Below are 23,905 nucleotides of genomic sequence, written 5' to 3'. Positions count from 1 at the left end.
GCTCAGAGCGCCGAGTCGGGATTGAAATTGGGGCGGCGCTTTTCCTTGAGCGAAGCCAGACCCTCGCGGGCATCCGGACCGGTGAAGCCCATGAATTCGAGCGCCAGCGACGTATCGAAAGTGGGCCCGGCCATGCGCAACCAATTGTTGAGCGCATATTTGGTCCAGCGCAGCGCCGAGGGCGAACCCTTGGCCAGCTTGCGCGCCACTTCCAGGGCCTTCTCGTGCACCTGATCGTCATCGACGCAGAGCGAAACCAGCCCGATCCGTTCGGCTTCTTCCCCGCTCAGCGCCTCGCACAGCAAGAGGTAATATTTCGCCTTGGCCAGGCCGCATAGCAGCGGCCAGACGATGGCGGCATGATCGCCCGCAGCCACGCCCAGCCGGGTATGGCCGTCGATGATGCGGGCATTGCGCCCGGCAATCGACACATCCGCCAACAGACCCGCGACGAGCCCGGCGCCGACGGCAGGGCCCTGCATCGCCGATACCAACGGCTTGGAGCAGTTGATGATATTGTAGACGAGGTCGCGCGCCTCCTTCCACACCCGGGTCAGGGTGCCGAAATCCTCGGTCATTTCCTTCACCAGATCGAGATCGCCGCCAGAGGAAAAGGCCTCGCCGGCGCCGCGAATGATCACCGCATTGACCTTAGAATCGGCGTCAATGTCGCGCCAGACGCGCACCAATTCGCCATGCATGACAGCGTCGGCGGAATTGAGCCGGCCCGGATTGTCCATGGTGATGCGCAGGATGCGCTCCTCCGGCCAATCGAAACGGAGCCGCTTATAGTCGGCGTAGCGATCAGTCATATCTTCTTCTCCCGTCCCTGCCAGTAGCTTTCGCGCAGGACGTTTTTCTGAATCTTGCCCATCGAGGTCTTGGGGAAAGCCTCAAGGAATTTGACGATGCGGGGCCGCTTGAAGCGGGCCAGCTTCCCGGCGCAATGCTCGACCAATCTATCTTCGGCCAAAACGGCGCCCTTTTTGAGCACCACATAGGCCGCTGGAACTTCGCCCCATTTGTCGTCGGGAATGCCGAAAACAGCGCATTCGCTCACTTCGGGCAGTTCGTAGATGACATTCTCGATTTCCTTGGGATAGACGTTTTCGCCCCCCGAAATGATCATGTCCTTGGATCGGTCCACCAGCGTGATGAAGCCGGCTTCATCGATGGTGCCGACATCGCCGGTCCAGCCCCAGCCATGGCGGAAAAACGCCTTGGTCTGCTCGGGTTCGTTATAATATTCGAGCATCACATTGTGGCCGCGCGAGACGATTTCGCCGATCTCGCCCGGCGCGACCGGCCGACCGTCGGGATCAACCACCGCGACGTCGACGTTGAATGCCTGCCGCCCGATGGAGGACAGTTTCTCGGGCAGATACCAATGCCGCAGCGCCGTCAGCACGCCCACTTCGGACTGGCCGTAAATCTGGGTCATCTTCACTGCCGGCAGCTTTTCCATCAGCTCGCGCTGCACCCAATCGGGCATGGGTGCACCGGCAAAGGTGAGCTTGCCGAAAGTGGTGAAATTGGCCGGATCGAAGCCGGGATCGGTGAGCATCATCGCCACCTGGGTCGGCACCATGAAGGCCGCCGTCATCCTGGTCTCGCGCGCCATGGCGGCGAAATCGGCCACGCCCCATTTGGAAAGGAAGGTGACGGTAGCGCCCACCAGCATGGCCGGTTGGAACATGATATTGAGCGCGGCGACATGGAACATCGGCGTGACAATGCCGACCACATCGCGCTCGTCGAGCGCCTCTTCAACGGCCACGGTATGCGCGGTGATCACCCGATTGCGATGGCTGCACAACACGCCCTTGGGCCGCCCGGTCGTGCCGCCGGTATAGGTCATGCAGAAGGGATCGTCCTCGCCGATCTCCACCGCCGGATAGTCCTCGCCACCTTGCGCCAGCAGGCTCTCAAAGCGATCCGCCCCGGCGCCGCCGATCACCCAGACCGACTTGACCTTGTCGAGCCGCCCGCGGATGGATTGGAGCTTGTCGAGGAACACATCCTCTATCAGCAGCACCTCGACATCGGCCTTGTCGAGGACGAAATGCAGCTCCTCGGGAGCATAGAGCACCGACACATTGACCAGCACCGCCCCGGACCTTGCCACACCGAAAAAGGCAATGGCGTAGTCGGCGCGGTTACGGCTGACGATCCCCACCTTGGCGCCCTTGCTCACGCCCAAGCCATGCAAGGCATTGGCGAGACGATTGGCATTGGCGTTGAGATCGGCGTAGGTCAGGGACGTCCCCTGCCACAGCACGGCCGGTTTGTTCGGAAAGCGCTCGGCGGAGCGCCGCAGGATATCGCCGGTCAGCATCGGACTGATTTACCTCGGCATTTTGGCGCGAACGCCAGGGGAAATACGCAATCGCAGCCCGTTTTGGCGGACCCGTCATGCTCGACAATCGGCGATAGCCATGCTAATCGCAACCGATAACTGCGAAAATTCTTTTTGCACAGCGGAAAGATTTGGAGAGAAGAATGGCGGCTGCCGACCGGCAATTCGTGGATGCCCTCGCGCGCGGCCTGGGCCTGCTGGAGGCTTTGTCGCGGGCCCAGCGGCCGCTCAGCAATGGCGAATTGTCCAAGGCGACGCAATTGGCACCGTCGACCGTGTCGCGCCTCACCCACACCCTCACCGCGCTCGGTTATACCCGGCTCGCCCCCGGTGGGCGCGCCTATGAACTGACGCCGAAAAATCTGGCGCTGGGCTATCCGATCCTAGCGGGCATGTCGCTGATCGAGCGCGCCCGGCCCCTGCTCAAGCATCTGGCCGAAATGACCGGCGAAACCGCAGCGCTGGCCGTGCGGGATGGCTTGCATATCACCTTCGTGGAAGTGGTTCCCGGAACCAATATGGTGGCGGTTCGCCTGGCAATGGGCGGCCGTTTGCCCATCGCCGTCTCCGCCGCCGGCATTGCCCTCATGGCCGCCCTGCCCGAACGGGAACGCCGCACGCTGGCGACCCGGGTACGCAGCTATATCACCGCGCGTCAGGGCGATATGGCGGTTTTCGATCGTTGCTACGAACAGGCCACGGCGGACGGCATCGCCATGATCCGCGACGCCTGGCGGCCAGGTATCGGCGGCGTCTCGGTGGCCGTGCGCACGGCCAATGAAGTGGCGGCGCTGACCATCCCCATCTCCACCGGCAGCGTCTCGGAGACAATCATGCGCGGTCCCTTGACCGAAGCGATCCGCACGGTCGCTCAACGCCTCGAACAGGTTTAGAGCGCTTCCAGCAAAAGTGGCAATGGATTTGCGGCTCGGAAACGCGACCAAAACAAGGGCTTGGATCACCTCGCCGTTTCAACGAAACGATGAGATGATCCAGTGCTCCCAGCAGCCCTATTCGGCCAGGGCCGACAGGCCCAATTGGGCCCGACGGCGCAACCATTGGCTCGGCCGGTAGCGGTCATCGCCGCTCTGCCGCTGCAATTGGCTCATCACTTCGAACAGCACATCCGTGCCCATGCGGTCAGCCAGAGCCAGCGGCCCCAGCGGGTAATTGAGGCCAAGCTGCATCGCAATATCGATGTCGGTCGGACGCGCCAGCCCGATCTGCGCCATTTCGCAGCCCAGATTGGCCACCATGCCGCAAATACGCTGCGCAACGAAGCCGGCGGAGTCGGCGATCACCGTGACCGCACGTGTGGCGACAAACAGCGCCACGACCGAGGCGAGCACGTCCTTATCGACCTGCGGCGGGGTCATCAGCGTCACTCGCTTGGACACATTGAACGCCAGGTCCAGCGCCACCAGCCGGCGATGGTCGGCGCCGGTTCGAGCGCAGAAGCTCGAGCCATCCTCTCCCGTCAGCGCTACAAGGATCGGCGCGCGCCCGTCGTCCTGCGCCAGCACCGGTACGCCGATCTCGCCCAGCAGCGCCAGGAGTGCCGCATTTGGCTCCGGCACCACCACGACACTGGCCGGCGCGACGTCACTGCGCGTATCGGCATCGGGCCGGACGGCGCCCTCGCCATAATCGAAAAAGCCGCGCCCGGTCTTGCGGCCAAGCTGGCCGACATCGAAGAGATAGCGATGCTGCGGCGTCGAGCGCAGCCGGGGATCGGCGAAATGGTTCTGATGCACGAAGGCGGTGACCGGGTAGTTGACGTCCATGCCGGTCAGGTCCATCAGCTCAAACGGCCCCATGCGGAAGCCACAGCAATCGCGCATGATGGCATCAATCTGGGCCGGCGTGGCGACGTTTTCCTGGACGATTGCCAGCGCCTCGGTCGTATAGGCGCGGCCGCCGAAATTGACCAGAAAGCCCGGCGTGTCGCGCACTTCCACTGGCGTCCGTCCCATGGCGCGGGCCAGCGCCAGCAGCCCCTCGATCACCCAATCGGCAGTGCCGGGGGTGCGGATCACCTCGACCAGCCTCATGACCGGCACGGGATTGAAGAAATGCAGCCCCACGACCCGTTCGGGATTTGGCAGCCGGGCGGCCAGCACCCCGATCGGGATCGAGGAGGTATTGGAGGCCAGCACCGCGTCGGCGCTCACCAGTCCGGCCAGTTCGGCAAATAGCGCGCGCTTGGCCTCCACGTCCTCAATAATGGCTTCGATGACCAGACCGCAGGGCGCCAGCGCGCTCAGCTCGTCCACCGCCCGCAGATTGCTGGCCAGCATGTCCAGCGCCCTGGCGTCTTCCTTGCCGTCGGCGACCCGGCGGGCGAAGCGAGCCAGCACCCCCTCCCGCGCCGCAGCCGCCGCGCCGGGCCGACTGTCGAACACCAGCACCATGCGACCCGAGGCTGCCGCGACCTGGGCGATCCCCGCCCCCATTGCTCCCGCACCTGCGACCCCAATGATGAGGTCGCTGCCGGTCAGAATAGTCATTGAATTATCTCCTGATGCAGGGGCGGCGACCGCCGCCCTGCCCGTCACATCAATTGCCTTGCGTCGGCATGAACAGGTTCACCCCGAATTCCGAGATCGCCGGCACGAAGGTCACCAGCGCCAGGGCGAGGAGGTAGATGCCGAGGAAAGGAATGGTGCCGCGGAACGCCACCGACAGCTTGGTGCCGAACATCGATTGCAGTACGAACAGGTTCATTCCCATCGGTGGCGTAAACAGGCCTATGGCGAGGTTGACCGTGATGATCATGCCGAAATGGATGGGATCGACACCGATGGCGACAATCACCGGCAGCAGCAGCGGCGTCAGCAGAAGAATTGCCGAAAGCGGATCGAGCACGCAGCCCACCGCCAGCAATAGGATGTTGATGACGATCATCAACACCCAGGACTCGATATTAAGGCTCTGCATCCAGCCCACGATGTTGGCCGGCACCTGATTGACGGTAATGATCCAGGAGAACACACCGGCACAGGCCACGATCAAAAGGATTTGCGCGGTGAACACCACCGTATTGCGCGCTGCTGCCAAAACGCCGGAAAAATCGAGTTCGCGCATGACGAACACCGTCACCACCATGGCGTAAAGGCAGGCTACTGCCGCCGCCTCGGTAGGCGAGAATATACCGCCGTAAATGCCGCCGAGGATGACGACCGGCACGCCCAGTGCCCAGATGCCATCCTTGAGCGCTGACCCGAAACGGGCAAGGCTGAAGCGCTCGGAGGGGCCATCGACCGTGCGACCGACCCACATGCTATAGAGGGCCAGCAGCAGCAGGATCAAAAGACCTGGACCGATGCCGGCCGCGTAAAGCCGCGGAATCGACTGTTCGGCCGAGGCGCCATAGATGATCATCGGGATCGAGGGCGGCAGGATAACGCCGACCGCGCCCACAGAGACCAACAGGCCGGCGGAGAATTCTTCGCCATAGCCGGCCTTACGCAGCGGCGGATAGGTGACCTTGCCCACAGTGGCGACCGAGGCAGCACCGACGCCGGTAATAGCGCCGAAAATGGCGCCGGTGCCCACCGCAGTCAGCGGCAGCTTGCCAGGCACACGGCCCATGCTGGCCTGAACGAGATTGACCAGCCGCGAGGCAATGCCGCCACGGTCCATCAATTCGCCGGCGAAGATGAAGAAGGGCAGCGCCAAAAGCGTATAGGCGTTGACCGAGGCGAACAGTGTCTGCTGCAATACCGCCATCGGCATGTTCATGAACAAAACGAGGCTGAGCGTCACTCCGCTCAGCAGTACCAGAAAAATCGGAAATCCCAGCACCAGCAGCGCGACGGGAACAAAAGCCAGGGTCCAGATCATGCGGCGCGCTCCCCGGCGCTCAGAGACCTTATAGCCTCGACGATTTTCAGCAGGCCCAGCAGGGTCAGGGCGGCAAAGCACAAAGTGACGCTGGCATGGGGGATCCACATGGGAATGCCCGACGAGCCGCCGCGCTGCCCCATGGCAAAGGCCCGGGCGAGGAAGGCCCAGGAATGATAGGCGACAAAGCCGCTGACCAGCGTGGTCACCAGCGCCTCGAGCAAACCGAGCATTTTCTGCACGATGGGTGTTGCCATTTGCCCCAGCACATCGACCCGCAATTGCCGGCCCTCGGCGCTCACCACGATGGCACCGATGAAAGCGATGGCGATCATGATGAAGACCTGAATCTCGTCGGCGGCGATCCAGTTCACGTTGAACAGGTAGCGCAACACGATATTGACGCAGCTCATCAGCACCAGGCCGATCAGCGCCAACGCCAGCACCGTCTTGAGCAGACCGCTGGCCGTCTGGATGAATTTCACGCTTTCCCCCGGGCAAAGTGAACCGTCCGCTGGCATCAGGGCCAGCGGACGGGACTATTGTTGGAACTATTGCGCAAGACGCGCAGCTGCTTCCCGCATGAAATCGATCTCAGGCCCAAGAGCCGGGTTCGATTCGAGAATCTTTGGCAGATGCGCCTCGATATTGGCGAGATAGCTCTGATCCTCTTCGGCGGTCCAGCTCACCACCGTACCGCCATTTTCGCGCCAGGTGGCCATGGCCTTGCTGACGGCTTCTACGTTCCATTGATTGGCCACTGCGGTGGCGTTGAGCGCCTCCTGGCGAACCATGGCGCCCAATTCGTCATCAAGCCGTGCCAGGAAGTCCTGGCTGGCCACGGCGGCCGCGAAGGCGTAGCTGTTGGGCAACAGGGTGATGTCCTTGGCGATGTCATAGAAGCGCAGCGACGGGAATACCGACACGCCGGCCATCAGCCCGTCCACCATCTTGTTCTGCATCGCTGGCATCACCTCGCCCAGCGGCATTGCCGTCGGCAAGGCGCCCAGGCTGGTCAGCGGCTCGATATGCAGAGCCGTAGGACCGACCGCGCGGATGCGCTGCCCGGTCAAGGATTCCATGGTCGGCACGCCATTGATGGTCAGCACGCCCATCGGGCTATGCGGGAATACCGCGATCGGCACCAATCCACGATCATTGCCATAGGTCGAGATCCGCTCCACCACTTCCGGATCGGCAAGCACGCGCGCGGCATGGTCCATGTCGCTGAACAGGCTCGGCACGTCGAGAACCTCGAAGCGCGAATCCATCGGAATGAAGAAGCCGGAGGCCGGCACGGTCACTTCGATCGTGCCGAACGACACACCCTCGATGGTGGCAGGCACCTGCCCCAGCTGATTGGCCGGATAGAGTTCAACCACAATGCGCCCAGCGGATTGCGCCTCGATGCCGGCCTTGAAGGCGTCCATCCAGACCTGGATGACGTCATTCGCCGTCGAAGACGCGACCTTGATCGTATAGTCCTGTGCCTGAACCGCAACGGACGACATCAGCAATGCCGACAGAGCTAGCCAAGTGGGAAGTTTCATTGCCCCCTCCAGAGGTATTCGAACCAAATGCATTCTAGTCGAAGCCTAAGTCGCTATTTTCCCCGCTGTCGAGCAAGTTTGTTCCGCTGTGCGAAATCTTTTTCTGCAATTAATGTTGACTCATGCCGCCTGATCCCAGCGCCCCGACATATCGCCTGAAGGAAGGACCGGGGCTGGCGGCTGCGACGAAGCGCCGGTCAGACCGGCAGGCACAGCTCATGCGCAGCGGCTTCGAGCCTTGTCTGCCGTAAAAACAAATGCGCCGCCCCGAAGGGCGGCGCAAATCAGGCCATTGGTCCGCCTACGGACGGACGGGCTCCTCCGGCAGATAGCCGGGGACATAGACGTCTTCGGCAGTCAGCTTCGCACCCTCAATTTCAACATTGTCGTTGATAAAGGCCACGGTACGAGCCATCTTCTCAATATCGATATAGCCAAAGCCATTTTCAGCAACGTCATCGTTCATGGCGATGCGCTCAAGCAGGTCGATCTCTTCTCGCACAATATCCCGGTCGAGCGTTTCAACGCGGCCGACCATGATGTCTGCGGCTTCGTCGCGATTGGCCATCGTGTACTGCCAGCCCTTGAGGGCAGCACGGACGAAAGCCTTGGCGGTATCGGGATTGGCTTCGAGGAAGGCTTTGTTGAAGCCGATGGAGTTCGAATAGATATCAAGACCGAGATCGGGCGCGAAAAGGCAGACCGGCTCCTTGTCGGGCGCGGCGCGCTTGATCGCCGGAGCTGCCATGAGGAACTGATCGACGCCGTCGATCTGGCCAGCCGCCAGCATCGGCACGCGCGCACCGGCGTCCACATTGACCACTTCCAGCGTCGAGGGATCCAGGCCGTTCATGTTCATGACGGCACGCCAGATCTGCGGCAGGAACGAAGCGGAGCTCGACCCGAACTTCAGGCCGACCAGCTGTTCGGCGGAGGTGATATTGGCGCCGGGATTGAGCGAATACACACAATAGGGTGCTTCAACATAGGCACTGGCGACGATCTTGATCTCGGCGGCGCTCGGACCCGCGGCCACCAGGCTCGGCACGTCGATGAAGCCGACTGGAGCAAGCCCGGTCACCACACCACGAATGGCGTCGGCGGTTCCCTTGGAGGGCAGTATCTCGACGTCAAGGCCTTCCTCGGCGAAATATCCCTTTTCGAGCGCCACATACCATGGCGCGTGGCGACCCAGGCTGATGAAGTCGAGAATGAACGTCAATTTGGTGTCCTGCGCGATCGCTGGCGCCACAGCAAGGCCGGCAATGGCCGCTGCTACTCCAAGAATTTTATTAAGCATCGTTGTTCCCTTGTGATTTTACCGGCCACGTCCCACGAAGCGTTGACCGTTTCCATATCATAAGATATTTCAGGTGAAGTGCAAGTGCTTGCGCAGGGCGTTGAGGCGTGTCTGTTGCATCGGCCAAGGGCAAGAGACGAGGTAGTGACGATTGTCGTTTGTAGAAATCAGAAACGTCCGAAAGGTGTTCGGCGAGGGTGAACGGCAGATCGTCGCCCTTGAAGAAGCCAATCTGACTGTCGAAAAGAATGAGTTTATCTCGCTGCTCGGACCGAGCGGCTGCGGCAAGACGACATTGCTGAAAATTGTTTCGGGCCTCTTGCCGCTCACTTCCGGGACGGTTGTCGTGGATGACAAACCGGTCAACGGCCCCTATTCGGATTACGGCTTCGTCTTCCAGCAGGCCAGCTTGATGCCGTGGCGCACGGTGCGCGAGAATGTGCTCTTCCCCATGGAGATCCTGCGCAGGCGCGATTCAGCCCTGGATCGGGCCGATGAATTGCTGGAACTGACCGGACTGGCTGGCTTTGCCCATGCGCGCCCCCATGAACTTTCCGGCGGCATGCAGCAGCGCGTTTCATTGTGCCGCGCCCTTATTCACAAGCCTAAATTGCTGCTGATGGATGAACCCTTCGGGGCCCTCGATGAGTTTACTCGGCTCGAGATGAACGACCTGCTGCTCAAGGTAAAGCACGAGACCAATGCAGCAGTGCTCTTTGTTACCCATTCGGTCGCCGAGTCGGTCTATCTGGCCGACCGGATCGTAGTCTTCTCGCGGCGTCCCGCCCGCGTTCAGCTCGAAATTCCGGTCGAACTCCCGGCACATCGCACCCAGGAAATGCGATTCATGCCAGAATTTATCAAAGCAGAGCGCCACGCCAGCGAGGCACTTGGCATCATTAAGGGGCACTGAGATGACGCCGACTCTACAACGCTTCGTCTATCCGACACTCGGTCTCCTGCTCATTCTGGGCCTATGGATTGTCGCGACCGAAATAATCAAGGTCTCCCCGGTCCTGCTTCCCGCGCCAGAAGATGTGTTCTGGGCCTTCATCAACCGCTTTCCGCTGATCATGCGCGAAAGCTGGGTGACGCTGCAGGAGACACTGCTTGGCTTCCTGCTGGCATTGGTGATTGGCATCCCCCTAGCCGTCGCCATCGCCAATTCGCGGGCGCTCAATCTGATGTTCTATCCACTGCTGGTCGCCTTGCAATCGGTGCCCAAGGTCGCCCTCGCTCCGATGATCCTGGTCTGGTTGGGCACGGGCCTTGAATCGAAGCTGGCGATTGTCTGGCTGGTGGCCTTTTTCCCGATCATCATCGACACCGCGGCAGGATTGCGGGCCACCCCGCGTGAACTGATCGAACTGGCGCGCAGCATGAAGGCATCGCCCTGGCAGATGTTCGCCAAGGTGCAGTTCCCCGCGGCATTGCCTCACGTGCTGACCGGGGCCAAGGTCGCCATTACCCTGGCCGTCATTGGTGCCGTTATCGGAGAGTTCATGGGCGCCTCCTCCGGTCTGGGCTATCTGCTGCTCTCGGCGACATCGCAATTGAACACGCCGCTGGCCTTTGCCGCCCTTTTCGCCTTGTCTTTCATGGGCCTGGGCGTTTACGGGCTGATCGAGCTGGTCGAAGTTGCCCTGTCGCGCTGGTTGCCGCCCAAAAGCCACGGGCACTAGTTAGGCGATCAAAAGATTACGGCGCCGCCCGAAATGGCCTAGGATGTTTCGGGCGGCGCTGTATCCTGTATAAAACGTAGAAAGTCAAAGGAACGACATGGTCTCGAGGAAGGAGAAAAGCACATCGCGTGGCGACGAGCTGTCGCTCGTTGATCAGGCCTATGAGGCGATCAAGGAAAAGGTGATTGCTCTGCACTTCCTGCCGGGACAATACCTCAATGAGGCCGCGATCTGCGCCCAGCTCAATATTGGCCGCACACCTGTTCACCAGGCCCTGCAACGACTGCACCTGGAAGGATTGATAGAAGTTCTTCCCCGCAAGGGCATCATTGTCCAGCCGGACAGCCTTGCCGAAATCATCAAGATCCTGGAAGCGCGCCTCACCGTCGAGCCCGAACTGGCCCGCAATTGCGCCATCAACGTCAAGACGGGCGAACTTTCGTCCGACGATGTCACTCAGCTGCTTGCCATAGCCACCGCGACCGACGCCAATGTCGATCCTCCCGACATTCCCGCCTTCACCAGCAATGACCGCTGGTTCCATCGGGAAATCGGACGCATGTCCGGCAATAGCATGATGGGCGATTTCGGACGCATGCTGCACGAGCGCTCCACCCGGTTCTGGTACCTGAACCTGTGGCAGACTATCGACGTCCCGAAGAGCAATGAGCAGCACCTGCTGATCGCTCAGGCTATTGCGGCCGGCGACGACCAAGCCGCCGGAGACGCCATGGCCGACCATATCAGGGCGCTGCATGAACGGCTCGATCACCTTCAGGCCCAAGCTCCCAAACTGGGGCGCTTTCCCCATATCGGCGGCTAGCCCGGTTCCGCCGGGCGGCTCCCCTTGGGGGCGCCGGCCGCGTCATTGGAACATCCGCGTGGCGTGAGAATTTTCATGCCTCGCCATTCCGGAGGGTGCGTAGCGGGGCACAACGAGACCCCGCCGCCTCCAAAGCAAAGCCGCCGACCTTGGGCGCATCCAATATGGCGTGCTTGGTGGAAAACACATCGCACAGCGCCAGCAACATCCCCAACTAAACGCCTGAAACCTATTGTGTTTGGCAAAAAGAACTTGCTTTTCACTTCACTTGAAATATCATATGAAAAGCGAATGGAATTCAGGAGGCTCGTGATGGGCGATGCGAATAAGATCGGTGGCGAGCGCCCGGGCCTCGAGGAGCTGCTGCTCAAGACCGACGAGATGCCTTGGCGCCCCAAATCGCTGAAGGGCGTGCATGAGAAAATGCTCTGGCGGGATGACGAGACTGGCGCTTCCGTCGCGCTGATCAAGTTCGAGAAGGGCGTGGGCATCCCCTCACCGCACCTGCATGCATCCAACCAGATGATGTTCTGCCTCTCCGGGCATTACGAATACACCAAGACCGGCGTGACGCTGAAGCCGGGCGCCTTCTATTGCAATCCCAAGGGCAATGTTCATGGCCCCACGATTGCCCATGAAGAAACCGTCGTGGTGGAAATCTATGACGGCCCGCATTATCCGGTGCGCCCGGACTGGTATGATAACGACGAGGATGCGCGCTGATGTCTGCCGCTCATGATCTCGCCGCCGATGCGCTGATCAAGGCCATCGCCGATTGCTTCACCGCACTTGGCATTGCCGGCGACGATGCCCTGATTGTCGCCGAAGATCTGGTGGCGGCGGACCTGGAAGGCGTTGCCTCCCATGGCGCCATGCTGGTTCCCATGTATCTGGACCGCATCAAGTCCGGCTCGGTATCGAGGCGCTCCAAGGGCGAAATCCTGAGTGATCGCGAGGCTGCCGTCGTTCTGGACGCAGGCCACGCCCTCGGCCAGTTGACCGCACGCCAGGCCGTCGATCTGGCCGTTGAGCGTGCCCGAAAATACGGGATGGCCACGATCGCCGTCCGCAATGCCTTCCATTTCGGCACGGCGGGGCGCTATGCGCGCATGTTGGCGGACCAGGGCTGCGTCGGCATGGTCATGTCCAATACCCGTCCGCTGATGCCGGTCACCGGTGGCGCCGAAGCCTTGGTCGGCAACAATCCGATCGCCATCGCAGTGCCCAGTGCCGGTGAATTCGCGCCCGAAGTGGATATGGCGATGAGCGCTGCGGCCATGGGCAAAATCCGCAATGCGGCCGCGGCCGGTCAATCCATTCCCGAAGGCTGGGCTGCCGACCGCCAAGGCACCCCCACCACCGATCCCAAGGCCGCCATCGACGGCATGCTGCTGCCGGCGGCAGGCCCCAAGGGTTTCGGCCTGGCCTTCATCATCGACCTGTTGAGTGGCGGCCTCTCGGGCGGCGCCATGGGCGCCAATGTGCGCCCGCTCTATGGCAAGCTCGACGACCCCTATCAATGCTCGAATGTCTTCATCGCTATCGATGTCGGCCACTTCGTGGCGCGTCCCGAATATGAGCAGCGCGCCAAGTCCGAGCAGGACCGTGTTTCCGCATCGCGCCTCGCCCCCGGCGTCGATCGTGTCTATGCACCGGGCGAATTCGCCCATGCCGCGCGTCAGCGCGCAGGCGGCCGCGTCAAGCTGAGCGCCGCTGCCTATGATTCCCTGATCGAAGCCGGCACTGCGCTTGGCCTTGATCTTCGTTCTTTCATCTAATTACGAGGCAGTCATGAAGACCAACATCACCAGCGACAAGCTTGCCAAGCCCAACGGCCACTTCTCCCAGGCCACCGCCATCGAAGCACGCGGCAAGCTCGTCTTCGTCTCCGGCATGACGGCGCGCACCGTTGACGGCACCGTCGCCGGCATCGGCAGCATCGAAAAGCAGACCCACCAGGTCTGCCAGAACGTTCAGGCTGCCGTTGAAGCGGCCGGCGGCACCCTCGACGACGTGGTGCGCGTCGACGTCTATGTCCGCAATATCGAGCACTTCGCCATCATCCAGAAGATTCGCGCTGAATATTTCGCCGCGCCGATGCCGGCCTCCACCATGGTGGAAGTCTCCAAGATGGTGAACCCCGACTATCTGATCGAAATCAGCGCCATCGCTGTGCTGCCGAACGGCTAGGCAAAAAATGAAACTCTGTACGATTCAATTGGATGGCCAGCCCCGCGTGGGGCTGGTCGAAGCCGCTTTCGTTCGCGTTCTGCTCGCTGATGCCGGCGACGCGGTGACTCTGATCGGCAAGGGCGCCGAAGCGATCAAGGCTCTTTCAGCCGATCCCACCCTCGTTCAGGTGCCGCTGGCCGATGCCAGATTCATGGCCCCGATCCAGCGTTTCTCGCGCGACATTCTGTGCACCGGCTGGAACTACTGGGATCATTTCGAAGAGAGCAAGGGCAAGCGCGAAGGTCAGGACGTCGACGCACCCAAGGCGCCGACCTTTTTCACTAAGGGCCCGAACACCGTTATCGGTCCCTATGATGACGTCGCCTACGATCCTCATATTTCGGCCAAATGGGATTACGAGGCCGAAGTCGCCATCGTCATCGGCAAGCGCTGCCGTTCGGTGTCCAAGGCCGAAGCGCTGGATTATGTCTTTGGCTATTTCCTCGCCAACGACATCTCGCAGCGCGACTTGCAGCGCCGCCATGGCGGGCAATGGCTCAAGGGCAAGAGCATCGACAATACGATGCCGCTCGGCCCCTATATCGTCACCGGCGACGAACTCGACATCCCCGAAATGACCCTGTCTCTGACCCTTAACGGACAGACCATGCAGAGCGCCAAGCTCAAGCAGATGGCCTTTCCGATTGCCGAACTGGTGGCCGAATTGTCCTTCGGCATGACGCTCGAAGTGGGCGACGTCATCATCACCGGCACCCCCGCCGGCATCGGCAATGCCCGCGAGCCGGCGGTCCGCCTTAAGGACGGTGACGAAATGGTCGTGGCAGCCACCGGGCTGGGCGAATTGCGCAACCGTATGGTCCTTACCGACCTGCACGGCAGTTCTGACATCGCATCAATGAGTGCACCTGAATGAAAGCTCACTTCGACGGCAAGGGCGATGTGATCGTCATCACCGGCGGCGCCAACGGCATTGGTCGCGCCTTGGCGCTGGCGGTGTCCGCCGCCGGGGCCCAGGCCGTCGTCTGTGACCGGGACGAGATGGCCATGGCCGAACTCCGGGGCCTCGACGCCCGGATCGACACCCGCCGGCTGGACGTCTCGAACCGCGCCGAGGTCCAGGCCATGTTCGGCGCCATCGAAGCCGAGCACGGCGCCATCGACGGTCTGGTCTGTGGCGCCGCCATCCAGCCACGCACCGCTATCCACGACATGGATCCGGCTGAATGGGAGCGCGTCATCGGCGTCAATCTCAATGGCGTCGTCTGGTGCTATCAGGCGGCTATTCCCGGCATGATCGCCCGCCGTCGCGGCTCCGTCATCGCCTTCTCCTCCGGCCTCGCCAATCAGGGCTGGGCCAAGGCCTCTGCCTATGCCACCAGCAAGGCCGGGCTGATCGCCTTCCTCAAGAGCGCTGCCAAGGAAGTTGCCGAGCATCGGGTGCGCGTCAACGTTATCTGGCCCGGCGTTATCGACACCCCGCAATATCGCAATGCCAATCCGGGGCAGGATGGCGAGAGTTGGAAGAGCACGCTGGGCGTCGGCTCCGCCGAAGACGTGGTTGGCCCGCTGATGTTCCTGCTCTCCGACGCCGCCACGATGACCGCGTCCGCTCTTACCCGCGAAATGGCCTATTCCAGGGATATGGATACCTGAAAATGAAGCCTGTTCTCGTCGTCGGCGCTGGTCCCGTTGGTTTAATGACGGCGCTCGCCCTCAAATTCTATAATGTCGAGTTCCGCTCCTTCGAAGAGGACAGTTCCTACTCCTCTGACACCAAGGCCGGCACCATTCTGACCCGCACGCTTGAGGCCTTCCGGCGCTATGGCATGGACGAGGCCGTCCTCGCCGACGCTCTGCGGGTTGACGAGATCGGCGACATTGAGCGCGCTACCAATATGCGCCGCAAGTCGGTGCAGCTCGACAAGCTCGTTGACGACACCCGCTTCCCCTTCGTTCTTAATATTCCGCAGCACCATCTCGAACCCATCCTGGCGCGCGGGCTCGATAACCTGCCGGAAGGCTGGGTCAATCTCCGCCACAAATTGCTCGATTTCCGAGAAGTCGAAGACGGTGTGGTTGCCCGTTTCGAGACGCCCGAGGGGATCATCGAGGTGGAGGGTTCCTATCTCATCGCCTGTGATGGCGGCCGCTCCACCATTCGCGCCCAGCTCGGCGTCGAGGTCGAAGGCATCTCGCTCGACGTCCGTTACATGCTGGTGGACATCAAGGTCGATCTCGATAAGGACAATCCGCGCGACTATCCCTATCTTGCCTATTTCGCCGACCCGCAGGAATGGATGATCCTGGTGCGCCAGCCCCATTGCTGGCGCTTCCTGTTCCCGCTGGCGCCGGGCGCCGAGGAAGCCAGTCGTGAGGAATTAGAGGCCAAGGCAAGGCACTTCATCGGCGAAGTGTCCTCGCTCGAAGTGCTCAATACCGTTATCTATCGCGTCCACCATCGCATCGCCACGAAATGGCGGACCAACAGGGTGTTTCTCGCCGGTGACGCGGCCCATCTCATCACCCCGATGTGGGCGCTCGGGCTCAATACCGGCGTGCTCGACGCCATCAACCTGCCCTGGCGTCTGGCCTGGGTGCTGCGTGGTTGGGCCGATGACAGCCTGCTCGATGGCTACGAGCGCGAGCAGCGCCCGCTGGCCGCACATGGCTCGGGCGAAATGGCTGAGGCCGCGCGCAAGCTGATGGGAACCGGCGGCGGCGCCAACGCATTGGCGACGACACCAGGCGCGGAGGACGATGCGGACTGGGCCACGGCCATGACCCGCACCCTACTCAGCGCCCGTGTGGATCCGGAGGGCGCGGGAGACTGGTCGATCGTCAAATCCGGACGGCATGCCTTGCGCATTGGCGACCGTATTGCCGACATGCCGATCTTCGACGGCGCCGGCCGCCGCCTTCATGTCCATGATCTGTGCGACGACAGCTTTGTCGCACTCTATTTCACCGATGCGCGCCGCCGCCCCGTCCTTCCTCCCGACGATCTGCCGGGCCTCAAGAGTTATGTCGTGTCTCGCTGGGACGCGCCTATGGACAGCGGGCTGCGCGACCGCGCCCTCTTCGATTCGGGCAACCGCCTCCGCACCAAACTGGGCATCGGCGAGGACATGGTCGTGCTGGTTCGCCCCGACGATCACGTCGCTGCCATCCTGCCGATGAACGGCGCCGACATTTCGACGATCTACAAGAAGATTCTGGGACGCGCATGATGACTGAACCCATAGTCCTCGACGTTCATGCGCATCTGATCCCGGTGGATGAAGCCGGTCTGGCCAATATCGCCGATGTGAGCTGGAGCGACGCCAGCCGGGTCATGACCATTGACGGCCACAAGGTCGGGATCAAGACGATCTATGACCCCGCCGCGCTGCTCAAGTGGATGGACTCCAATCAGGTCGAACACGCCTATGTCTCCGCCCCGCCGCCGGCATATCGCCAGCAATTGCAGGGCGAGGCGGCTTCGGCATGGTTTCGTTATCTCAACGATGGCCTCATGCGGGTCTGCGACGCTGCCAATGGCAAGCTGACGGCCTTGCTGCATCTGCCCACCGAACATCCGGCGCTGGCGGTAGATATCGTTCGGGAGGCTGCGGCCCGCGGTCACCGTTTTTTTGCCATGCCAGCGGGCACAGGCGATAACCGTACCCTGGGCGATCCGGCCTTCACCCCGCTCTGGGAGGCCTTGGACAACGCCAGGAGCTTCGTCTTCTTCCATCCCGGAGAATGCGCCGATGGGCGGCTGAAATCCTTCTACCTCACCAATCTATTGGGCAATCCCTACGAATCCGCCGTCGCTCTTGCGCATCTGATGTTTGAAGGCATTCTCGATCGCTATCCAGGCATGACCACCTGCTTCGCCCATGGCGGGGGCTTGCTGCCCATGGTCGCCGGCCGCTTTCAACGCGGCGCCGACACTGCGCGTCCCGGCCTCGAAAACGCCGCTTCGCCCATCGCCGCCCATCCCAATGTCTATGTCGACTGCATCTGTCATAGCGAGGCGGCGGCAATTCATGCTGAAGCCACGTTCGGCGCCGACAAGGTGGTTTTTGGTTCTGACTGGCCCTTTCCCATGGGGATCATCGAACCAGCCGAGCAATTGGCAATCTTTGCTCCAGAACGGCGCCTTGCCTATGTGACGACCAATCCAAATCTGTTGAAGCGCAAACTTTCTGAGGAATAGATCCATGGCTGCGAAGACCATGCCCGAGGACACGGAACTGGGCACTATCGGCGACACCATCATCTTCGAGAACGACATTGTGCGTGTCTGGAGGCTCGATCTGGACCCGGGCGAGATCCAGGCCTGGCACCGTCACGACCTGCCTTACCTCGTCGTACCCCTGACCGATGGCGACAATGTCATGCGTTTTGCTGATGGCCGCGAGCGCCCGACATCAGAGGCTCCCGGTGACGTGCTGTGGCGAGAACCCGGCACCCCGCACGAATTGGAGAATGTCGGCACCGCCCGTTATTCCAACATTCTGGTCGAGCTCAAGGGCAAAGCCTGAACATTGCCGGGATGGCGCCCTAAGCCCGCCTAGCATGCAAAAAACACTGGAACGCCAGAGGCGCGCGAATGGTGTCCAATCGACACCCTTCGCGACCAATAAGCACATATTTTCGATTATTCATACAATTATCGAAAATACTTAGGCAGCCGATTCATAGTGTTCGATGGCCGTCAGCAGCTTCTTCGTGGTTCTTTCGATGTGACGGCGGTTGAGGGCAAGGGTGAGATCAATGTCCCTAGCCAGCGCCGCATCCATGATGCCCTGATGCTCGGAGACATCGTCGCGCAGCTCGCCGCTCACCGAAATCGAAAGTGCGACATAGCGCTCAGCCTGATCAAAGAGGTGATTGCGCATGCCGACCAGAACAGGAGAATCGCAGGCCGCCACCAGCGCAGCATGGAATTCGCGATGGTATCGCAACCAATCCACATTGCGCTCCAGCCCCTCTGCATCGAGCCGCTTGGGAACGCTGGCCAGGCGGTGCATGGAGGCAATAATGGCCGATTCCCAGTCCACACCGCCCCTTGCAATCGACCATCTGAGCGCAATTGCCTCGATTTCCACGCGTGTGCGGGACAGATCTTGCAGGTGCGCCGCCGAAACGCCGGCAACTCGAAAGCCTTTGTTCTGCTCGAGCACGACGAAGTCCTCGGCCTCAAGGCGCATCAGCGCCTCGCGAACAGGACTGCCACCGACATCATAGCGCTGGCGCAGCGTTTCGGCGCGCAGACGCTCCCCCGGAAGCAGGCGGCCCGTCAGAATGTCCTGCCGCAGCAGATTGAACACGGTGGCATTCAGGGTTGGCTGTTCGTTCATGGTCATGTCGGCAACAAATCTCCCACTCGCCTCGTGATTAGTAGGCCCGCCAACCATCCCACGCAACGGGATTTTGGATAAGCAATTATAAAACCGAAATAGATATATATTTTCGAAAATCGCTTGACGGTTTTGCCGTCGCGCTTTTTAGTAAGCTTCATCATCGGAAGTGGAGGACGATCCGAATGCGTATTTCAGGAAATTGGACAAGAACAAGCGTCGCGGCCATCGCGGCAGTGCTGCTGGGCGCAGCACCGGCGGCATCGGCCGATGCGGTGTTCGGCTTTTCGGGCTGGGCCGTAGGCTATTTGCCGACCGCCGTAGCGATCGATCGCCTGACCGATATGGGTTACGATATCGAAGTGGCCGAGCTGGGCGGCAACAGCAACCAATTGCAGGCCGCGGCAACCGGCGCGGTGCAGATCACCGCCATCGCCCAGGTGATGGACGCGATCGATCAGGGCCTCGACAGCCGTTTCTTCATGGGCGCCAATACCAACGAATTCCTGCTGGTGTCCAAGGCCGACCTGCCCAATTGTGAATCGCTCGATGGCAAGACCGTCGGCATTCAATCCACCGGCTCTTTTGTGGGCCAGCTTGCCATCCAGTGGCTGGCACAGACCTGCCCCGACACCAAGGCCAACCTGACCGTTATCGAAGGGTCGGACAACCGCTTGGCCGCCCTCCTGGCCAACCAGCTCGATTCCAGCGTCGTCGACCTGCAGGACTGGACGCTGCTGCAGCGCGCCCGGCCCGACGAATTCATCATCACCGGCGATTTCACCAAGATGATGCCGATCATGCGAGCGGCGTTCGCGGCCCAGCAGAGCTTCATCGCCGACAATCCGCAATTGATCGAGGACTGGATCCGCGTCCATCTGGACGTCTACCGTGAAAGCTACGCCAATCCCGACCTGCTGGTCGAGAAGGGTCGCGATCTGCTCGGTGAAATCGACCCCGACGCCATGCCGTCCATCGTGGAGGCCTTCCTGGCGGCACAGGTCTGGCCGCTCGACGGCGGCCTGAGCGATCGTGAAGTGATGGACACCATCAACTTCTTCAACAATGACGGCGAGCCCTTCGAGAATATCAAGACGCCTGCCGACGTTGCCAATCGTGGGCCGCTGGACAAAGTCCTGGCCGAGTAATGCGCGCAACCGAACCAAACAAAGGCGGGGCACACAAGCCCCGCCTGACCCTGGACAGCCTGGTCGACACCAGCGCCGGGCGCATTGTTGTGCGCATCGGCATGCTCATGGCCTTCCTGGGCGCCTGGCAAATGGCAGGCAATGACACGATTGGCCTGCTGTTTCCCACTTTCGGGCGCACGCTGGCCGCTTTCTGGTCGCTGGTGAGCGACGGCACCCTGCAATTGGCGCTGCTGATCACCAATCAGACGCTGGTGGCCGGTTTTGCCCTGATCGTGCTGATCGGCGTACCCATCGGCGTTTTCACCGCACGGGTGCGGCTGGTCGACCTCATCGTCTCGCCCTATCTGAACTTTCTCGTCGCCATCCCGATCATCGCGCTTATTCCGGTGATCCAGGCCTTGCTTGGCCTGACCTTCGCCGCCCGCGTTGCGGTCGTCACCCTGTTCGGCATCCCCTATGTCATCATCAACACGGCGGTCGCCGTGCGCCGGGTCGATCCGGTGCTGACCGAAATGGCCACCAGCTTCGGCGCGTCGCGCTGGCTGATCATGCGCGACATTATCCTGCCTGCCGCCGTCCCCGGCATCATGGCTGGCATTCGCATCGCCCTGGGCCAGGCACTGATCGGCATGGTCGTCGCAGAACTCACCATCGTGGGGGCGGGTGTCGGCAGCCTGATCGCCGACCTGCAAGGCCGTTTCCGTGTTGCCCCGGTGCTCGCCGTCGCCGTCACCATCGTTCTCGAGGGTGTGCTGCTGATGAGCATCGTTGAATGGATCGAGCGTCGCCTCGGTCGCTGGAGTCAATCATGACCGATCTACAAAGCCCCGCCATTTCCATCCGTAACCTCACCAAGTATTACGGCCCGTCAGGCGGACAGCGCATGAAGGCGCTGGAAAGCGTCAACCTCACCGTGGGACGCGGCGAATTCGTCTCGATTATCGGCCCCAGCGGCTGCGGCAAGACGACGATGCTGAAAATGGTCGGCGGCATTCTGGGCTGGGACGAAGGCAGCGTTGAAGTGCTCGGCAAGCCCGTCAGCGGCCCCGGCCCCGAGCGCGCCACCGTCTTTCAATCCTTCGCCCTCCTCCCCTGGATGACCATTATCGACAATGTGTCCTTCGGCCTCAAGGTGCGTGGCATGGCCAAGCCGGAGCGCTATGCCATTGCCCGCACCTTGCTGAAATCGGTCGGACTGGAAGATTTCGAGAATTCCTATCCCCGCCAGCTTTCAGGCGGCATGCAGCAGCGCGTGGGCCTGGCACGGGCGCTGGCGGTGTCGCCGCAATTGCTGTTGATGGATGAGCCCTTTTCCGCCATCGACGCGCAGACCCGGCTGATCCTCCAGACCGATCTGCTTGACATTTGGGCCAAGACTGACCTGTCGGTGCTCTTCATCACCCATGCGATGGATGAAGCCGTGTTCCTTTCCGACAAGGTGGTGATCATGGGCGCGCGCCCCGGTCACGTCACCGATGTCATCGACGTCGACCTGCCGCGGCCACGCACCGAGGAGACCCGTCGCGATCCGCGCTTCGTCGAACTCACCGGCTTTGTCTGGGACCGGCTGCGCGGCATGATCCAGGATGATGGGCAGGCGGCGTGATGGCCAATATTGCAGATCTGGTCCAACGCAAGGGCCCCTTCCTCATCTCGCTCTTGGTGCTTGCCGCAATCTGGGAAATCGGTGGCCGCAGCACCGACCTGCTGACCCTACCACCCTTGTCGGACGTTCTCGCCGCCTTCTACAAGCTTTGGGCCAGCGGCGATGTCACCGCGCCGCTGCTCGACAGCACCCTGGCGCTGATCTACGGGCTGGTGATCTCGCTGGTCTTCGGCAGCCTGATCGGCATCGGCATGGGCCTGTCGCGTTTTGTCGATGTGGCCATCGGCCCCTACGTCAAGGCCGGCCTTTCGGCGCCGCTGATCGCGTTCGTGCCGGTTTTCCTGATGATCTTCGGCATCGGCCCGGCGACGCGCATCGCCACGGTGGTCGCCTTCTCGGTCTTCATTGTCGCCACCAATGCGGCTACCGCCATGCGCTCGAGCGATCCTCGCCTCATCGAGATGGCGCATTCCTTCGGCGCCAGCCGCTGGGCCACCTTCCGCGACGTGCGGCTACCGGCCGGCGCACCCTACTTCCTCGCCGGTCTCCGGCTGGGCGTGGCGCGCGGGGTCAAGGGTCTCATCAATGGCGAAGTGCTGATCGCCATTATTGGCCTCGGCGGCCTGGTGAAGAAATATGGGACCGTATTCTCCATGGATCAGCTCTATGCGGTCATTCTTTTGATCGTCCTCTATGCCGCCATCGCCGTGGGCCTCGTGTCCTTGCTGAGCCGGTTGATCGTCACCGAAGAGAGCCAGTAACGGCTCGCCATTCCCGCTTTCATTGCCCGGCGCTTGGCCGGGCAATCCTTTGCCGAAGCCCTATCGCTTGCGGCCTGAAAAGCCAAACCCAATACCGGCAGCAATGGACATGCCTCTGCGCCACCTGCAAAGCTGCCTTATTGTTGATCGGCCAGACAGACCTGCCTCTGGCCGGTCAAGTCCGCCCAGAGGCAGGTCTGCAAGTCCCCAGCGGTGAAGCTCGCATAATCGCTGCGATAGCGGACGACGCTTGCCTGGTAGTTCTGGACCACGTTCCAGACCAGGTCCTGCATCCATCGCGCCGTTGCCGGCTTGACCTCTGCCTCAATTCCGGACGGGACGGGCAGGCCGCGCGGGTCTCGATCATAGATCGACGCGAATTGCGTCAGCGCAACAAGATAGGCGCCGGCGCCGCTGAGATGAATGTCATCTGAAAAAAGCTGACCGAGATCATCGATGCCGACGGCGCCGCCCCCCGCGATGGCGTCGTAGGCCGCAGCCATCACCAAGGTCGCGGGAATGATGTCCATGGGCGCGGCACCGGGGGTGCGATGCCGATTTACAATCTCTGCGATCTCGATCCAACGCGCAAATTCCAGTTCCAGCCGCTGCCGCCAGGGAATGTTCCCCTCCGGATCATTGTAAGGATTGGCGTAGCCGGGTCCGCTGCTGATATCGACCCAGCTGGCATAAAGCATGGTAGGCGCGCCCTTGCCCTCATCTCCATATCGATGCGCATGGCGCAGCCATTCCAGCGCCCTTCCCACAGAATTGTGTCGGCGCATGGCGTCAGGCAGCGGCACCCGCTCGGTCAGCACCAATAAATCGTAGCCCCCAATGTCATGCCGCGCATCTTGCATCCCCGGATCTGGCCCGTGGCTCCAACGATAGTCCATCGTGCTCCCTGGACTGGTGGAGCGCTCTATTTGGATATCGACCGGGGCCCCAGCGGCAATCGCCAGATCGCGAAGCAGCGGCGGAATGGGATCTGTCAAACTATGCCCGGATTGAATGATGCGCAGATCGAGGGGCCGGCCTTGATCTGCACTCGTCTCGGATGGCAGAGACGCAATCGGGCCAAAATGAGCGCTGCTCCCCAGGGCGCCCAAGAGCACCAGACCGGCAAACGCCAGCGCAATCCGCCCCAATTCACTCATTATCCGTCCACCGGCCTTTTCATCCATGCCCCCCCGCGTCATGATCGCGTCGGAACAACGCAGTCGGGTCGGTCAGGCTTTCCTGCGAAGTTTATCTCCGCACCGGCACTTGCAAAGCGTTAAGCCGATACAATTAGT

The 23,905-nt window shown here is 61.6% G+C and carries 25 protein-coding genes; 16 read left to right on the top strand and 9 right to left on the bottom strand.

Going from position 1 to position 23,905, the window contains the following annotated elements; translation table 11 throughout:
• Nucleotides 1-2 precede the first annotated feature (2 nt).
• Together H0482_RS07510 and H0482_RS07505 are read right to left on the bottom strand one after the other, a co-directional pair.
• Nucleotides 3-812: an enoyl-CoA hydratase/isomerase family protein gene (locus H0482_RS07510; RefSeq protein WP_193729426.1), complete on the bottom strand. Its 810-nt coding sequence runs from the start codon at nt 810-812 to the stop codon at nt 3-5.
• On the bottom strand, nt 809-2,335 hold the full coding sequence (locus tag H0482_RS07505) for a class I adenylate-forming enzyme family protein (RefSeq protein WP_193729425.1): 1,527 nt from the start codon (nt 2,333-2,335) through the stop codon (nt 809-811). The genes H0482_RS07510 and H0482_RS07505 overlap by 4 nt, the downstream gene beginning before the upstream one ends.
• 164 nt (nt 2,336-2,499) lie before the next feature.
• On the opposite strand from H0482_RS07505, the gene H0482_RS07500 reads away from it, so the two are divergent.
• Nucleotides 2,500-3,249: an IclR family transcriptional regulator gene (locus tag H0482_RS07500; RefSeq protein WP_193729424.1), complete on the top strand. Its 750-nt coding sequence runs from the start codon at nt 2,500-2,502 to the stop codon at nt 3,247-3,249.
• A 117-nt stretch (nt 3,250-3,366) separates the two neighbouring features.
• On the opposite strand, the gene H0482_RS07495 is transcribed toward H0482_RS07500, so the two are convergent.
• From H0482_RS07495 to H0482_RS07475, 5 genes are all read right to left on the bottom strand, one after another.
• Complete coding sequence (locus tag H0482_RS07495; RefSeq protein WP_193729423.1) at nt 3,367-4,863, bottom strand: 3-hydroxyacyl-CoA dehydrogenase; 1,497 nt, start codon at nt 4,861-4,863, stop codon at nt 3,367-3,369.
• Between the two features lie 49 nt (nt 4,864-4,912).
• Nucleotides 4,913-6,199 (bottom strand): TRAP transporter large permease, encoded by a 1,287-nt coding sequence (locus tag H0482_RS07490; protein WP_193729422.1) that lies wholly within the window; start codon nt 6,197-6,199, stop codon nt 4,913-4,915.
• On the bottom strand, nt 6,196-6,684 hold the full coding sequence (locus H0482_RS07485; RefSeq protein WP_193729421.1) for a TRAP transporter small permease: 489 nt from the start codon (nt 6,682-6,684) through the stop codon (nt 6,196-6,198). Before H0482_RS07485 ends, H0482_RS07490 begins: the two co-directional genes overlap by 4 nt.
• A 66-nt stretch (nt 6,685-6,750) precedes the next feature.
• Nucleotides 6,751-7,749: a TRAP transporter substrate-binding protein gene (locus H0482_RS07480; RefSeq protein ID WP_193729420.1), complete on the bottom strand. Its 999-nt coding sequence runs from the start codon at nt 7,747-7,749 to the stop codon at nt 6,751-6,753.
• Between the two features lie 301 nt (nt 7,750-8,050).
• A complete protein-coding gene (locus tag H0482_RS07475; protein WP_193729419.1) occupies nt 8,051-9,049 on the bottom strand; it encodes an ABC transporter substrate-binding protein in 999 nt (332 codons plus the stop codon).
• Nucleotides 9,050-9,200: 151 nt separating this feature from the next.
• Here H0482_RS07475 and H0482_RS07470 point away from each other — a divergent pair, with 151 nt between their 5' ends.
• The 11 genes from H0482_RS07470 (at nt 9,201) to H0482_RS07420 (ending at nt 18,273) form a co-directional block, all read left to right on the top strand.
• Nucleotides 9,201-9,962, top strand: a complete 762-nt coding sequence (locus tag H0482_RS07470; protein WP_193729418.1) for an ABC transporter ATP-binding protein — start codon at nt 9,201-9,203, stop codon at nt 9,960-9,962.
• A gap of 1 nt (nt 9,963) precedes the next feature.
• Nucleotides 9,964-10,731 (top strand): ABC transporter permease, encoded by a 768-nt coding sequence (locus tag H0482_RS07465; RefSeq protein WP_193729417.1) that lies wholly within the window; start codon nt 9,964-9,966, stop codon nt 10,729-10,731.
• A 97-nt stretch (nt 10,732-10,828) separates the two neighbouring features.
• A complete protein-coding gene (locus tag H0482_RS07460; protein WP_193729416.1) occupies nt 10,829-11,554 on the top strand; it encodes a GntR family transcriptional regulator in 726 nt (241 codons plus the stop codon).
• Nucleotides 11,555-11,866: 312 nt separating this feature from the next.
• Nucleotides 11,867-12,277, top strand: a complete 411-nt coding sequence (locus H0482_RS07455; RefSeq protein ID WP_193729415.1) for a cupin domain-containing protein — start codon at nt 11,867-11,869, stop codon at nt 12,275-12,277.
• Nucleotides 12,277-13,332, top strand: a complete 1,056-nt coding sequence (locus tag H0482_RS07450) for an Ldh family oxidoreductase (protein WP_193729414.1) — start codon at nt 12,277-12,279, stop codon at nt 13,330-13,332. The genes H0482_RS07455 and H0482_RS07450 overlap by 1 nt, the downstream gene beginning before the upstream one ends.
• Before the next feature lie 13 nt (nt 13,333-13,345).
• Entirely contained in the window at nt 13,346-13,744 is a 399-nt protein-coding gene (locus H0482_RS07445; RefSeq protein WP_193729413.1) for a RidA family protein, read from the top strand.
• 7 nt (nt 13,745-13,751) lie between these two features.
• On the top strand, nt 13,752-14,660 hold the full coding sequence (locus H0482_RS07440; RefSeq protein ID WP_193729412.1) for a fumarylacetoacetate hydrolase family protein: 909 nt from the start codon (nt 13,752-13,754) through the stop codon (nt 14,658-14,660).
• Entirely contained in the window at nt 14,657-15,400 is a 744-nt protein-coding gene (locus H0482_RS07435) for an SDR family NAD(P)-dependent oxidoreductase (protein ID WP_193729411.1), read from the top strand. The genes H0482_RS07440 and H0482_RS07435 overlap by 4 nt, the downstream gene beginning before the upstream one ends.
• Before the next feature lie 2 nt (nt 15,401-15,402).
• Complete coding sequence (locus H0482_RS07430) at nt 15,403-16,974, top strand: FAD-dependent monooxygenase (protein ID WP_193729410.1); 1,572 nt, start codon at nt 15,403-15,405, stop codon at nt 16,972-16,974.
• The gene (locus H0482_RS07425) at nt 16,974-17,945 is read left to right on the top strand and encodes an amidohydrolase family protein (RefSeq protein WP_193729409.1); all 972 of its coding nucleotides are present in this window, start codon (nt 16,974-16,976) and stop codon (nt 17,943-17,945) included. Before H0482_RS07430 ends, H0482_RS07425 begins: the two co-directional genes overlap by 1 nt.
• Nucleotides 17,946-17,949: 4 nt before the next feature.
• Nucleotides 17,950-18,273: a cupin domain-containing protein gene (locus H0482_RS07420; protein WP_210319107.1), complete on the top strand. Its 324-nt coding sequence runs from the start codon at nt 17,950-17,952 to the stop codon at nt 18,271-18,273.
• Between the two features lie 141 nt (nt 18,274-18,414).
• Here the strand turns inward: H0482_RS07420 and H0482_RS07415 are convergent, their stop codons facing one another.
• Nucleotides 18,415-19,092 (bottom strand): GntR family transcriptional regulator, encoded by a 678-nt coding sequence (locus H0482_RS07415; RefSeq protein ID WP_193729408.1) that lies wholly within the window; start codon nt 19,090-19,092, stop codon nt 18,415-18,417.
• 185 nt (nt 19,093-19,277) lie between these two features.
• On the opposite strand from H0482_RS07415, the gene H0482_RS07410 reads away from it, so the two are divergent.
• The 4 genes from H0482_RS07410 to H0482_RS07395 are packed head-to-tail and all read left to right on the top strand — an operon-like array spanning nt 19,278 to nt 22,610.
• Nucleotides 19,278-20,240, top strand: a complete 963-nt coding sequence (locus H0482_RS07410; RefSeq protein WP_193729407.1) for an ABC transporter substrate-binding protein — start codon at nt 19,278-19,280, stop codon at nt 20,238-20,240.
• Nucleotides 20,240-21,055, top strand: coding sequence for an ABC transporter permease (locus H0482_RS07405; protein ID WP_193729406.1), 816 nt, complete (start codon nt 20,240-20,242; stop codon nt 21,053-21,055). Before H0482_RS07410 ends, H0482_RS07405 begins: the two co-directional genes overlap by 1 nt.
• On the top strand, nt 21,052-21,849 hold the full coding sequence (locus H0482_RS07400) for an ABC transporter ATP-binding protein (RefSeq protein ID WP_193729405.1): 798 nt from the start codon (nt 21,052-21,054) through the stop codon (nt 21,847-21,849). Before H0482_RS07405 ends, H0482_RS07400 begins: the two co-directional genes overlap by 4 nt.
• Nucleotides 21,849-22,610 carry an ABC transporter permease gene (locus H0482_RS07395; RefSeq protein ID WP_193729404.1) on the top strand — a complete coding sequence of 254 codons (762 nt, stop codon included), beginning with the start codon at nt 21,849-21,851 and terminating at the stop codon, nt 22,608-22,610. The genes H0482_RS07400 and H0482_RS07395 overlap by 1 nt, the downstream gene beginning before the upstream one ends.
• A 137-nt stretch (nt 22,611-22,747) precedes the next feature.
• On the opposite strand, the gene H0482_RS07390 is transcribed toward H0482_RS07395, so the two are convergent.
• Nucleotides 22,748-23,794: a hypothetical protein gene (locus tag H0482_RS07390; RefSeq protein ID WP_193729403.1), complete on the bottom strand. Its 1,047-nt coding sequence runs from the start codon at nt 23,792-23,794 to the stop codon at nt 22,748-22,750.
• Between the last annotated feature and the right edge of the window lie 111 nt (nt 23,795-23,905).

The organism is Devosia faecipullorum, from assembly GCF_015158295.1.
GTDB lineage: Bacteria > Pseudomonadota > Alphaproteobacteria > Rhizobiales > Devosiaceae > Devosia > Devosia faecipullorum.
Note: the sequence above shows the minus strand (reverse complement) of the source record. Positions and strands in the feature narration are given on the sequence as shown.